General features: G+C 66.3%; 14 protein-coding genes. 7 read left to right on the forward strand and 7 right to left on the reverse strand.

The window, feature by feature from the left end:
* Positions 1-124: 124 nt before the first annotated feature.
* Both ACFYTQ_RS13055 and rsmA read left to right on the forward strand, forming a co-directional pair.
* Positions 125-1288 carry a lipase family protein gene (locus tag ACFYTQ_RS13055; RefSeq protein ID WP_387360058.1) on the forward strand — a complete coding sequence of 388 codons (1164 nt, stop codon included), beginning with the start codon at positions 125-127 and terminating at the stop codon, positions 1286-1288.
* Positions 1289-1311: 23 nt separating this feature from the next.
* Entirely contained in the window at positions 1312-2202 is an 891-nt protein-coding gene (rsmA, locus tag ACFYTQ_RS13060; RefSeq protein ID WP_387360060.1) for a 16S rRNA (adenine(1518)-N(6)/adenine(1519)-N(6))-dimethyltransferase RsmA, read from the forward strand.
* A gap of 3 nt (positions 2203-2205) precedes the next feature.
* On the opposite strand, the gene ACFYTQ_RS13065 is transcribed toward rsmA, so the two are convergent.
* Together ACFYTQ_RS13065 and ACFYTQ_RS13070 are read right to left on the reverse strand one after the other, a co-directional pair.
* Positions 2206-2358 carry a hypothetical protein gene (locus ACFYTQ_RS13065; protein WP_387360062.1) on the reverse strand — a complete coding sequence of 51 codons (153 nt, stop codon included), beginning with the start codon at positions 2356-2358 and terminating at the stop codon, positions 2206-2208.
* Positions 2355-2546: a hypothetical protein gene (locus ACFYTQ_RS13070; protein ID WP_387360064.1), complete on the reverse strand. Its 192-nt coding sequence runs from the start codon at positions 2544-2546 to the stop codon at positions 2355-2357. The genes ACFYTQ_RS13065 and ACFYTQ_RS13070 overlap by 4 nt, the downstream gene beginning before the upstream one ends.
* Positions 2547-2723: 177 nt before the next feature.
* On the opposite strand from ACFYTQ_RS13070, the gene ACFYTQ_RS13075 reads away from it, so the two are divergent.
* Genes ACFYTQ_RS13075 through ACFYTQ_RS13085 form a run of 3 tightly spaced genes read left to right on the forward strand, consistent with a single transcriptional unit; the run spans position 2724 to position 4388 of the window.
* Positions 2724-3059 carry a hypothetical protein gene (locus ACFYTQ_RS13075; RefSeq protein WP_387360066.1) on the forward strand — a complete coding sequence of 112 codons (336 nt, stop codon included), beginning with the start codon at positions 2724-2726 and terminating at the stop codon, positions 3057-3059.
* On the forward strand, positions 3028-3543 hold the full coding sequence (locus ACFYTQ_RS13080; RefSeq protein WP_387360068.1) for a DUF6879 family protein: 516 nt from the start codon (positions 3028-3030) through the stop codon (positions 3541-3543). Before ACFYTQ_RS13075 ends, ACFYTQ_RS13080 begins: the two co-directional genes overlap by 32 nt.
* Positions 3540-4388, forward strand: coding sequence for a helix-turn-helix domain-containing protein (locus tag ACFYTQ_RS13085; RefSeq protein ID WP_387360070.1), 849 nt, complete (start codon positions 3540-3542; stop codon positions 4386-4388). Before ACFYTQ_RS13080 ends, ACFYTQ_RS13085 begins: the two co-directional genes overlap by 4 nt.
* Before the next feature lie 20 nt (positions 4389-4408).
* On the opposite strand, the gene ACFYTQ_RS13090 is transcribed toward ACFYTQ_RS13085, so the two are convergent.
* Entirely contained in the window at positions 4409-5371 is a 963-nt protein-coding gene (locus ACFYTQ_RS13090) for a hypothetical protein (protein WP_387360072.1), read from the reverse strand.
* Between the two features lie 581 nt (positions 5372-5952).
* On the opposite strand from ACFYTQ_RS13090, the gene ACFYTQ_RS13095 reads away from it, so the two are divergent.
* A complete protein-coding gene (locus ACFYTQ_RS13095) occupies positions 5953-6825 on the forward strand; it encodes a helix-turn-helix domain-containing protein (protein ID WP_387360074.1) in 873 nt (290 codons plus the stop codon).
* 105 nt (positions 6826-6930) lie between these two features.
* Here the strand turns inward: ACFYTQ_RS13095 and ACFYTQ_RS13100 are convergent, their stop codons facing one another.
* The 3 genes from ACFYTQ_RS13100 to ACFYTQ_RS13110 are packed head-to-tail and all read right to left on the reverse strand — an operon-like array spanning position 6931 to position 10255.
* The gene (locus tag ACFYTQ_RS13100; protein ID WP_387360076.1) at positions 6931-9150 is read right to left on the reverse strand and encodes a heavy metal translocating P-type ATPase; all 2220 of its coding nucleotides are present in this window, start codon (positions 9148-9150) and stop codon (positions 6931-6933) included.
* Positions 9147-10049: a hypothetical protein gene (locus ACFYTQ_RS13105; RefSeq protein WP_387360078.1), complete on the reverse strand. Its 903-nt coding sequence runs from the start codon at positions 10047-10049 to the stop codon at positions 9147-9149. Before ACFYTQ_RS13105 ends, ACFYTQ_RS13100 begins: the two co-directional genes overlap by 4 nt.
* The gene (locus ACFYTQ_RS13110; protein ID WP_387360080.1) at positions 10046-10255 is read right to left on the reverse strand and encodes a heavy-metal-associated domain-containing protein; all 210 of its coding nucleotides are present in this window, start codon (positions 10253-10255) and stop codon (positions 10046-10048) included. Before ACFYTQ_RS13110 ends, ACFYTQ_RS13105 begins: the two co-directional genes overlap by 4 nt.
* Positions 10256-10386: 131 nt before the next feature.
* Here ACFYTQ_RS13110 and ACFYTQ_RS13115 point away from each other — a divergent pair, with 131 nt between their 5' ends.
* The gene (locus ACFYTQ_RS13115; RefSeq protein WP_387360082.1) at positions 10387-11319 is read left to right on the forward strand and encodes a 4-(cytidine 5'-diphospho)-2-C-methyl-D-erythritol kinase; all 933 of its coding nucleotides are present in this window, start codon (positions 10387-10389) and stop codon (positions 11317-11319) included.
* A gap of 3 nt (positions 11320-11322) precedes the next feature.
* On the opposite strand, the gene ACFYTQ_RS13120 is transcribed toward ACFYTQ_RS13115, so the two are convergent.
* A complete protein-coding gene (locus tag ACFYTQ_RS13120; protein WP_387360084.1) occupies positions 11323-12225 on the reverse strand; it encodes an LLM class flavin-dependent oxidoreductase in 903 nt (300 codons plus the stop codon).
* Positions 12226-12335 lie beyond the last annotated feature (110 nt).

Consider the following 12335-nt stretch of genomic DNA (forward strand, 5'->3'; position numbering starts at 1 on the left):
CGTCCTAACTCTCTGCGGGACCTTCTGGCGACACACCGAAACTAGAACGTGTATCAGTTGGCGTCAATGTGTACTCTCATTCCGATCGGTCTGGTCTGCCCGTCCTCATGGAAAGTGGTGCTGGATGCGGTTTTTCGGGGTTCCCGGGCGGGTGGCGGCGGCATTGGCGGCCGGGGTGACGGTGCTCGCGGGCGCGACCCCGGCGACGAGCGCGGGCCCGGCGCCCGGTACCCCGATCGCGGTCGTCGCGCGGCCTCCCGGGTGGCGCGATATGCCCGGCACCGGATCGGCGCTCGAGTACTGGACGACCGGCTCGGACGGTTCGGTGCTCCCCGCTACGGGCGCGGTACTGATTCCGTCCGGTCCCGTACCCGAGGGTGGGTGGCCCATCCTCGCCTTCGATCACGGTTCGCTGGGGCTCGGTCCCGGCTGCGGCGGACAGTCCGAGCCGGAGCGCGGGCCGTGGGTGGAGCAGCGGGTGCGGGAGGACGTCTTCCTGCGCGGATTCCTGACCAAGGGCTTCGCCGTCGTGGCCCCCGACTACCTGGGCTTGGGCCGGTTCGACACCGGGACGCATCCGTATCTGGAGTTGAAGACCGAGGCGAGCGCGACCGTGGACATGGTCGACGCGGCCCGGGCGGCGCATCCGGAGTTGGGGCGGCGGTGGGTGGTGCTGGGTGGGTCGCAGGGCGGGCAGGCGGCGTTGGGGACGGCGCGTTCGGCGCGAAAACTGGCTCCGGACTTGGATTTTCGCGGCAGCGTGGTGATCGACCCGGGGTCGGATATCGAGACGTTGTTGCCGATGGCCGGGCCGTGGGGGCCGGATCTGCCCAGTGTCTATGGGGACGCGCTGACGGCGTTCGTGGTGAGCGTGTTCGCCGGGTTGCGGGTCGCGCGGCCGGATATCGATATCGAGGGTTACCTCACGCCGCGCGGCCGTCGGATTCTCGATGCCGCCGACAAACGGTGCCTGGACGAGATCGCGGACATGGTGGCCGGTGTCGGGATCAGCGATCTGCTGGCCGAGCCGCTGGGAGACGAGCACTTCCGGGCGGTGATCGCCGACTACCTGGGCGTACCTACGAGCGGTTACGACCGCCCTATCCTGTTGTTGCTCAACGCTTTCGACACGACCGCGCCGTCCCCGTTGCACGCCGCGTTGGTGGCGCGGCTGGCGGCGGGCGGGGCGGATCAGCGAGTGGTGTGGGGCGCGGGTCGGCACATGCAGTTGAACGGGGAGATGCGAGCGGCACTGGACGACTTCCTCGATCGGGCGCGGGCCTCCTGAACCCCGCTTGATAGTTTGTCGACGTGTCCGAACCCGTCGCCGCCGCCCGTGGCCAGGCCGCTCTACTCGGTCCCGCCGAGGTCAGGGCGCTGGCGGAGCGATTCGGCGTGCGACCGACCAAGCAGCTCGGGCAGAACTTCGTGCACGACGCCAACACGGTGCGGCGCATTGTCGCGGCGGCCGGGGTGGGGCGTGAGGATGTGGTGCTCGAGGTGGGGCCGGGCCTCGGCTCGCTGACACTGGCGCTGCTGGACGTCGTGGATCGGGTCATCGCGGTGGAGATCGATCCGGTATTGGCTTCCCACCTGCCTCGGACAGTCGCCGATCGTGCGCCCGACCTCACCGACCGCCTGGACGTCGTCGAGGCTGACGCCCTTCGAGTGTCCGCCACCGACCTTCCCGGTACTCCCACCGCGTTGGTGGCCAATCTGCCCTACAACGTGGCGGTTCCGGTTCTTCTGCATCTGCTGGCCGAAATCCCTTCCATCAGAACGGCTCTGGTGATGGTGCAAGCGGAGGTGGCGGAACGTCTTGCCGCCGAACCGGGTTCGCGGGTGTATGGTGTGCCCAGCGTGAAGGCGGGCTATTTCGGCACCGTCCGCCGCGCCGGATCGGTTGGCCGCCAGGTCTTCTGGCCAGTTCCCCAGGTCGAATCGGGCTTGGTCCGCATCGATCGCTACCCGACTCCGCCGTGGCCCCAGGACGCCGCGCATCGCCAGCGGGTCTTCAGCGTCATAGACGCCGCATTCGCCCAGCGCCGCAAGACTCTTCGAGCGGCCCTCGGTTCGTGGGCGGGTAGCGCGGCCGAAGCCGAATCGCGGCTTCGGGCGGCGGGGATCGATCCGGCTGCCCGGGGGGAGACATTGACGACGGGTGAGTACGTCGAGCTGGCCTCTCGATCTTCCGCACTGTAGTCGCTATTCCTCGGTCTCCTGCTGGACCTGTTCCCTAATCTTTTGCGAGGGCTTATGTTTCGGGATGCGTTGTGGCCAGAGCGCCACGGCCAGGAACACCACCAATGGGATGCCGATCGCGATGACCAGGCCGATGTGCCAATCGAACGGCGTCACGACGCCTCCCCGGTCACCTCGTTGTCGTAGTCCTCTTCGACGGGTTCGAGCGCGGGAAACGTGGACATGCCCCTGCGGCCGTACAACTCCAACCAGACCCCTGTGACGTGGTCCTCGTCGCCGTAGTCGTAGATCTCGAGTACGCCGCCGTCGAACTCCAAAAGCCTCGTTCGCCTCAGACTGTCCATCTCGATCCCTACTCGATCGTGCGTCGAATCTCAAGCTACGAAGCGGAAGCCAGGCTGGTCCACGATCGTGCACAACCGTGCAGCAGCACATGATTTTCCGTGCACAGCTGTGACTGCCGAGCCACAATCAGAAGTGCTGGTACGACTTCGGTACACGATTCAACGGAGGTAACTGCGATGAAAGCCGCGTTTCTCGGCAGGTGCGGAAGCACCGGCGGAAACTGTCCAAGCCTGCTGTCCCACAGTGTCGAGTACCTGGTTCAGGCATGGAAGACCGAAACCCCCGGCACTGTCGAGCTTCCCCACAAGTTGCTCGGATTCCTCGAACCGGACACCTTCATTGGCGCCCTCCTCACGGATACCGGCCGTGGCACGTTTCTGCTGACCGGCAGGCCGGTCACGGACACCGAGACGCTCGCACAGCTCGACATAGCGGACGATGAAACAGTTATCGCCGTACCGAAGTTCACGAGGGAGTTCTATGGAACTGCTGCGCGGCAATCCGTGGCCTGATCTGTTCGAGGAGTGCCGCCGAGAGGCATTTCACCTCGAAGTCAGAGATGCTTACGCGGTGCCCGACGAGTCCGAGCCTTTCCGTAAGTTTCTCGACGGAGAACCGGACGATTACGTGTGGTTCGAGCCGTGGCTACAACTGGTGAAAGACACCACCGCTCGGGGCGTAGCAGTCACGCGGGTACGTGTCGTCACTGTCCCGCACACGGACTACACCCGATTCTCTCTGGCGGTAACCGGATTGAACGCAGGTGCTGGAGAAGACATCCGGTACTTGCCACGGCACGACGCCGGAGACGTGCCAGCAGATGATTTTTGGCTGTTGGACGACAACCGGGTGGTGTTCAACCTCGTAGACGAGAACGGACGTGCCGCAGACGGCGCGGCGCTGACCACGGATACCGGGATTGTCGAACACTGCCGACAGATCAAACAACAGTTGTGGTCGCTTGCCACCCCTTACCGCGAGTACATCGTTCGGTGACAGACCCTCTCGACCAGCAACGCGAATCTCTCGGGGCTAGGCTCCGAGAGATTCGCTTTACCGCTGGCCTGTCGGGTGCCGCATTGGCGCGGCTGAACCAGTGGCATCCGAGCAAGGTATCGAAGATCGAGTACGGCAAAATACTTCCGTCGCTGGACGAAATTGCCGCCTACTGCCGCGACTGTAACGCGCCGGACCAGCTAGCGGACCTAACAGCCACCCGCCGAAATATCGACACTGCCAATTTGGAGTGGCAGAAGGTGCTGGGCACCGGCACCAAGCGGAGACAAAGCGCGTTCATCAAAGCGGAAGCCGAAGCGCGGATACTACGCGGATACGAACCCGTCGTTGTTCCCGGACTCTTGCAGACAGCGGAATACGCGGCTGGAATCCTCCGAAAAGTCATCGATTTTCAGCAGGTGCCTAACGACTTGGACGAAGGGGTATCGGCCCGGATCGAGCGGCAACGCGTCTTATATCAGCGAAACCACCTGTTTCACTTCATCATTGCAGAACAAGCGTTGTACACCACCGTTGGCGATGACCAGACAATGGTCGGCCAAATGGACCGGCTACTTGCCGCACAAGGTATGCCTCGCGTGACACTCGGCATCGTTCCTGCCTCGGCGCCGTTCGAGATGACGACAACAGCGTTCGTCATGTTCGATACCAAAGTGGTCTTTGTGGAAGCGGTGACGGCAGAATTGACGATTACGCAACCACGGGAGATCAAGATCTATCATCGAACCTTCGATAAGCTCGCTGCCCAATCCGTAACCGGGGAAGCCGCCCGCGCCTTGATCCGGAAAGCGTTGAAAACCCGATCCGAACAGCCGGCTGAGTGACTTAACCCGCCGGTTCTTCCTCATTCTGAATCGGCGGGTAAAGTCAGAGGGCGGACATGGATATTTTTCGAACGCCAGGGCTCCCGATGGGGATTTTCCGCCCGTGCTCGCAACCAGTCCAGCTGACCGGCGAAGTAGTCGTAGGCGGGAAAGTCGTTGTCGTAGACGAATATCGGTGATTCGGTACCTCGGCGCCCGGGTGCGTACGCCGCGATGCGGATGGCGTTGTCGATCTTCTCGACCGCGAAAGAGATCGGGAAATCGAACGTCCAGATGGACCAGTTGGGGTGTGCCGAGGCGGCTTCCCGCAATGGGATCAATCCCTCGCGGATGTATCGTTCGGGATTTTCCATGGCCGCTTCGGCGGGCTCGACTCGGTACCGATCGCGACGGGATTCGCACCATGGGTCCATCACGTAGATGGTTATCGCTACGCCGCGACTCGCGGCTTGCCCCAGAAGATCGAGAGTGCCGTCCCGGGCGTAGGCATTGCGAGTGAGTCCGAAGACGGTGATTTCGCGCTCGGCATCGACGATTCGACTCCTGAGGTCGTGATCGGATTCGCGGGATGTGTAGGGAAAGAACGCGATCAGGCCGGGAAGGGCGGTGCCGGGCGTCGAAGCGGAATGGTCGACTCCGAAGCCGAGTCGGTCGGGTCTCGTGCGGTAGACCCGGCACAGATAGTCGATACGTTCCGGCGACGGCGTCCGGTCGCCGTGCTCCCATCGGCAGATCGTTTCATCGGCGAGACCCACGGGGGCTAATGAATCCGCCTCGTACAGTTCGTCGATCAACTTCGACAGCTGTCGACGCGACCAACCCCGTGCCAGTCGCTGCGCTTCGAGCGCCGTCATCTCGGGCACTCGATCGACGATCCGGGCGGCGACTTCGAACGGATGTAGGCCCGCGCGTACACCTTCGGCGCGCTCGTCGGCAACAATCCGATCGATTTCTCGCCGTCGGTCGGCGTTCGCGGCCACCATGGTATTGACGTTAGCCGTCAACTGCTATGACGGGCAAGAGCATTCACTGTCGAACGCCTGTCGAGAGATGCTTGAAATGACCGCGCGATGCTGCACATCTCAGCGTTTATTCGGACATACCGTATGAGAGCCCGCCTGTCATCAGGGTTTTGATACGGCACGTCCACCCATGTGTCGCGAAATCCGAACGGTTCGAAGGCTATCGGAGGACCCCTATGAACAGGATCTGTCAATCATCCGGGGCGCAACGCGGCGCATCCCACCACTCCACAGCGAACGAATGGGAGGCAAGCTGGGACCTCGAGCAACACCAGGTCACGATTGTCTCCGTCCGCGATATCGACAGCGGTGCGATGCTGTTGTCCTTCGATCCCGGCACTCGACCGGATCTTGCCGCGGCACGGGAGCGATGGCCGCGATTCGAGGCCCTGTGGGATGCGGTGCGGCACGACTTCTGGGCACACTTCTGTCAGCCTCCGCCGAGTTCCGTGGAGGTTCGCTGCCTGCGCGGCAGGTGACGATGATCGGTGAGAGGCCAATTCGAATGCGAACAGCTACTTGAAGGAAGGGGTGAATTCTCGATGGGTGCAGTAGGTTCCACGCTCGCGCGGCGAGCGCTCGGCCGACAATTGCATGTGTTGCGAAAGAAGGCGGGTTTCAGTCAGGGGCAGGCGGCGGGCGTTTTGGGCGTCTCGACACAGACGATGGGGCGGTTGGAAGAGGGGGTCGCGGCGCGGGCGACCGATCTGTATATGAACGCGCTGTGTGACAAGTACAAAGTGACCGACGAGAAGCGGAGGATGATCCTGCATCTCGCGAAGGAGGTTAGAACCATCAAGCGGAACGGTGGCGGCTGGTGGCGCGCGGATGCCGATCGGGAGCCGGACGCGTTCGATCCGCGTGCGGTCTTGGAGGACACCGCCGTTCGGCTGACGGCGTGGGGGACCATGCTCCTGCCCAATATCGTTCGCACGGTCGACTACTGCCGCGCTGTCGTCTGGACGGAGTCGCCGAATTTGCCGAGCGACCAGGTCGAGCTTCGTGTTGATGATGCGATGAGACAACGACGACGTCTCGACGACGACTCCTTCACCGCGCGAATCTTTTTGTCCGAGGCGGCGATTCGCGAGGAGTTGGGTGGTCCCGGTGTCATGGCCGAGCAGCGCCGACATCTGGCCGAACTCGGACGGAGGCCCAATGTCTCGGTGCGTATCGTTCCGTTCAACTGCCGCAACCACATCGGAGCACTGGTGAATCCGTTCTCGCTCATGGAGTTTCCGATGTTGCCGCAGTCGAAGCTCACCGAGTTGCCGGTCGTCTACCTGGAGGAATACGTGGGAGACCTCTACCTCGAGCGGTCCGAAGAGGTCGACCGCTACAAAGCGGTGACCACCGAGCTGCACCGAGTCGCACTGGACGAGGACGACTCCAGGAAACTGATCACCCGGTCGTGAACCACAGCAGTACGGCAACCCAGCCGCACCCCTTATCGGGCCTCGCACACCTTGCAGGGGGTGCGGATCCGAATAAAGGGTGCGGCTGGGTTGGTGGGCCTGGGGTCAGTGGAAGGCCCTGAGGCGGAGGCTGTTGCTCACCACGAAGACGCTGGACAGCGCCATGGCCGCGCCGGCGAGCATTGGGTTGAGCAGGCCCAGGGCCGCCAGGGGGATCGCGGCCACGTTGTAGCCGAAGGCCCAGAAGAGGTTGCCCTTGATGGTGCGGAGGGTGGCTCGGGACAAGCGGATTGCCGTGGCTACCGTGCGGAGGTCGCCGCGGACCAGGGTGATGTCTCCGGCCTCGATGGCGACGTCGGTGCCGGTGCCCATGGCGAGGCCGAGGTCCGCCTGAGCCAAGGCCGCAGCGTCGTTGACGCCGTCGCCGACCATGGCGACCACTCGGCCTTGGTCCTGCAAGCGTTTGACCTCGTCGAGCTTGTCGCTGGGCAGGACCTCGGCGATCACCTCGTCGATCCCGACCTGGGCGGCGACGGTCCGCGCGGCGGCCTTGTTGTCCCCGGTCAACAGCACCGGAGTCAGGCCCAGAGCCCGCATGTCGGCGATGGCCTCGGCGCTGGTGGGCTTCACCGCGTCGGCGATCACCAGCACGCCACGAGCCGCACCGTCCCAGGCGACCACGATGGCGGTCTTACCGGCGGCCTCGGCCTCGGACTTGGCTTGCGCCAAGGCGTCCGGGATCGTGATCGCCCAATCCTCCAGCAGCTCGGTGCGACCGATGACCACGGCCCGCTCACGCACGAGACCCTGCACACCTTTACCGCCGTGAGACACGAACTGCTGCACCGGCTCCGGCGTAATTCCCCGCTCGCGAGCGCCCGCAACCACGGCCCGAGCCACCGGATGCTCCGACCCGTGCTCCACCGCCGCCGCGACCGCGAGCAGCTCCCCGGCATCCACACCCGAATCCGGAACCACCTGCGCCAGACTCATTTTCCCGGTCGTCACCGTCCCGGTCTTGTCCAACACCACGGTATCGATCCGCCGCGTCGACTCCAACACCTGCGGCCCCTTGATCAGAATCCCCAGCTGCGCCCCACGCCCGGTCCCCACCAGAAGCGCTGTCGGCGTGGCCAATCCGAGCGCACACGGGCAGGCGATGATCAACACCGCCACCGCCGCGCCGAACGCCGCCGCCACCGAGATTCCGGTCCCCAGCCAGAACCCCAGCGTCGCAACGGAAATCGCGATCACGATCGGCACGAACACCCCGGCCACCCGGTCGGCCAGCCGCTGCACCTGGGCCTTGCCGTTCTGCGCCTGCTCCACCAGCTTCGCCATCTGCGCCAGCTGGGTGTCCGAGCCGATCCGGGTGGCGCGGACCGTCAGCACCCCACCGGCGTTGAACGTCGCGCCCACGACCTCATCGCCGGGACCGACCTCCACCGGCACGGACTCGCCGGTGAGCATGCTCATATCGATCGCCGAATTGCCCTCCAGGACAACGCCGTCGGTGGCAACCTTCTCCCCGGGTCGCACCAGGAACCGCTCGCCGACCCGCAGGCTGTCGACCGGCACCCGCACCTCGCCCCCGTCCCGCAGCACCGCGACGTCCTTGGCGCCCAACTCGAGCAGCGCGCGCAGCGCGGAACCGGCCCGCTCCTTGGCGCGGGTCTCGAAGTACCGGCCCGCGAGGATGAACACGATCACCCCGGCCGCGACCTCGAGGTAGATGTCCGACGCGGCCCCGCCCCGCTCGACCGCGAAGCTGAAACCGTGTGTCATCCCCGGCATTCCGGCGTCACCGAAGAACAGCGCGTACACCGACCAGGCGTAGGCCGCCAGCGTGCCCAGCGAGATCAGCGTGTCCATGGTGGCCGTCGCGTGCCGCGCGTTCACCCACGCCGCCCGATGGAACGCCGCGCCGCCCCAGAAGACCACCGGCGTGGCGAGGGTGAGCGAAAGCCATTGCCAGTTGCGGAATTGCAGCGCCGGAACCATCGCCAGCACGATCACCGGCACCGCCAGCGCGAGGCTGATCAGCAACCGTTGCCGCAGCAGCTGCGCCGGGGACGCGGCGGTCGTCGGCGCGGGCGCGTCCTCGTGCAGGTGCGCCGTGTACCCGGCGTCGACGACCTTCTCGATGAGATCCGCGGGCGTGACCGTCGCCGGGAAGTCGACCCGCGCCTTCTCCGTCGCGTAGTTGACCGTCGCGGTGACGCCGTCGATCCGGTTGAGCTTCTTCTCGATTCGGGCCGCGCACGAGGCGCAGGTCATCCCGCCGATATCGAGTTCGACCGAGCGTTCGTTCGTGGGCGCGCTCACTGATGACCTCCTTCGTGATGGTCGTGACCGCCGGAAGTCGCTGCGCCGCCGGAGCTTTCGACGGCGAACTCCGCGGTGTGCACCGCGCCGCCGTGCGAGAAGTCCAGGTACAGCCGGTAGGTCCCGGCGCTGGGAGCCTGGGCGTGGAAGGCGACCCGCGGGCCCGCGGGGGTCGCGCCGATCTCGCCCTCGGGATGTACGTGCAGGTACGCCAGATCACTGCCGCGCAGGGCGACCAGGTGCGCGTACGCGCCCAGATAGGGCTCGAGATCGGTCACCGGTGTGCCGTCGCGGGTGACGGTGAATGTCAATTCGCTTCCGGCCGTGGACAATTCGCCGTTCAGGGTGACGCGGTAACCATCCACCTGGGCGGTGTTCGAGGGCGCGGGCAGCGGCCGCGGCGTGCTCGTTCCGGCGACGGTCAGGGTGCGGCTGAGCACCAGCTCGCCCGGTCCGGCGGCGGGGGAGAAGTCGGCGAAGACGCGGTAGGCGCCGGGTTCGGCCCACTTCCAGTCCAGCGACCAGGTGCCGTCGGCGGCGAGCCGCGGATGCACGTGGCGGTATTCGGCCGTGTCGGAGCGCACCACGATGAGGTGCAGTTGCTTCTCGTGCAGCGTGGTGAACGCGGTGACCGGCGCGGCGTCGGGCCCGGTGATCCGGAAACTCAGCGTCCCCGGGCGATTCGTCTCGGTGGGGGCCGAGAGTTCGTCGAGGGTGTAGCCCGCCTCGGTGGTGCGCAATCCGGTGTTCATCGCCTCGCCTGCCTGCGTCGAATGAGAATCGTCGTGCCCGGGGGCCGCCCCGGTCCGGTCGCCCACCAGGGCGCCGAGACCGAGCGCGGCCGCGAACAGCACGACCAGCCCGCCGCCGAACGCGGCGAACCGGAGTCTGTCGGTCATGAATTCGCCACCTCGTAGCCCGCCTCGTCGACGGCGGCGGCGACCGCGTCGTCGGAGATCGGCGTGGCGGATTCGACCCGGACCGCGCCGGTGGCCAGATCGACCTCGACCGCGGTGACGCCGTCGATCCTACCGATCTCCTTCTGCACCGATGCCACGCAGTGTCCGCAGGTCATGCCGGTGACGGTGTAGGTGCTGGTGGCCATGAGCATCTCCTCGTTCTCGGTTTCGATACGGTGAGGGGGTATCTCACCGCTACCGATGAAGATACCCCCGGGGGGTAGTTGAGGCAAGTGGCCGCCGCACGGGGGCGGGGTCCGCATTACGCTTGGGGCTCGTGCTCTCAGTTGTGCCCAGTCCCGTGGTCGTGCGGGCCCCGTCCAAGGTGAATCTGCACCTGGGGGTGGGTGAGGTGCGCGCGGACGGATATCACGAGCTGACCACGGTTTTCCAGGCCCTCTCGCTCGGCGACGACCTGGAGATCTCCCCGGCGGCCTCGCTCGCGGTGCGCGTCGTCGGCGAGGGCGCCGCCGAGGTGCCGACCGACCGGACCAATCTGGTGTGGCAGGCCGCGGTGCGGCTGGCGCATCTGGGCGGCCGGGCGCCGCTGGTGGAGTTCGCGATCCGCAAGGGCATTCCGGTCGCGGGCGGGATGGCCGGGGGGAGCGCCGACGCGGCCGCGGCGCTGGTCGGTCTGAACGAGCTGTGGGATCTGGGGTTGAGCCGGGACGAGCTGGCGGTCATCGGCGCGGAATTGGGCAGTGACGTGCCCTTCGCTCTCTACGGCGGTACCGCGCTGGGTCGTGGTCGCGGGGAGAAATTGCTTCCGGTGTTGTCCCGCAAGGCTTTTCACTGGGTGCTGGCCCTCGCCAAGGGGGGCCTGTCCACTCCCGCGGTCTTCCGCGAGCTGGACCGGCTCCGCGAACAGGGCAACCCGCCGCGCCTCGGCGAACCCCAGGAACTGCTCCAAGCCCTCGCCTCTGGTGATCCGCACCAGCTGGCCCCCCTGCTCGGCAACGACCTCCAAGCGGCGGCGTTGTCGCTGAAACCGGAGCTCCGCCGCACCCTGCGCGCGGGGGTGGAGGCGGGCGCCCTCGCCGGAATCGTGTCCGGCTCGGGCCCCACCTGTGCCTTCCTGTGCGCCGACGAATCCACCGCCGTCGCCGTCTCGGCCGAACTGTCCGGCGCGGGCGTGTGCCGCAGCGTCCGCACGGCCTCGGGCCCGGTGCCCGGTGCCCGGGTGGTCGGCGACGCGCCGCACCACGCCTGACGGTCAGCCGACGATATCCGCGATCCGATCGACCTGACCGGGATCCGTACCGTAGCAGTAGAGGATCAGTTCATCGGCCCCGAGATCGGCGAATTGGGCGATGGCCGAGCGTATTCCGGCGGCCGAGGTGATCATCGCGTCGACCATGGAATCGGCTCGCCCGCTGAACTCGTAATAGGCGCGCATGGCCGAAGCCGCTTGGGCCACAACCGAATCGGGACCGATGGCAGCATTCATCTGGGCGACGACGCGCGGTGCGCCGGGCCGCCCGTGCTCGCGCCAGGAACGCCGCGCCGTCTCGATGAGCCCTTCGGCCCAGGAAGGCGGTGCGGCACAGAGGAATCCACCACCCCATCGCCCCACGCGTTCGAGCGCGGCGGGTTGGAAGCCGCCGAACAAGAGTTCGGGGCCTAGGTCGGGGGTGTGCCGGGGTGACGAGGTGCCGCCGTACGGCGCGATCGTCGAGCGGCGCTCGCCGGGCGACGGGCCGATCGGTCCGCACGTGTCGCTGTACGGCGCACCGGCCCACAGCTTTCGCATCAAGCCGAGTTGCTCGTCCAACCGCCGCCCCCGCGTCCGCAGTTCGGTCCCCGACGCCTCGTGGTCATCGGCCCGACCGCCGACCCCCACTCCGAGGATCAGACGGCCGCCGGAGAGCCGATGCAGCGTGGCGGCCTGCTTGGCGAGCAGAGCGGTGTCGCGCAGCGGAGCCAGCAGGACCTCGGTCTGGAGGTTCACCCGGGTCGTGATCCCCGCCAGCGCGGCGAGGGTGATCAGCGGTTCGGGATTGTCGTAGACCAGCCGGTCGAGCAGCCCGAGCGTGCTGAAGGGGCCCGCGTCGGCGCGACGCGCCCATTCGGGGAGAATGGTGGGGTCGGCAATGGGGAGGCCGAGGCCGATACGCAAGGGAAATCCTTACGTGAAGTGGGTAGGGCAACGCTCGCCGCCCACTCCTGACCTCGCTCGAGGCCGGGTTCCCGCTCTGCGGCAGGACTTCTGGGGAACACCCGTCGGAT

It is taken from the genome of Nocardia sp. NPDC004068 (assembly GCF_042874315.1).
Taxonomy (GTDB): domain Bacteria; phylum Actinomycetota; class Actinomycetes; order Mycobacteriales; family Mycobacteriaceae; genus Nocardia.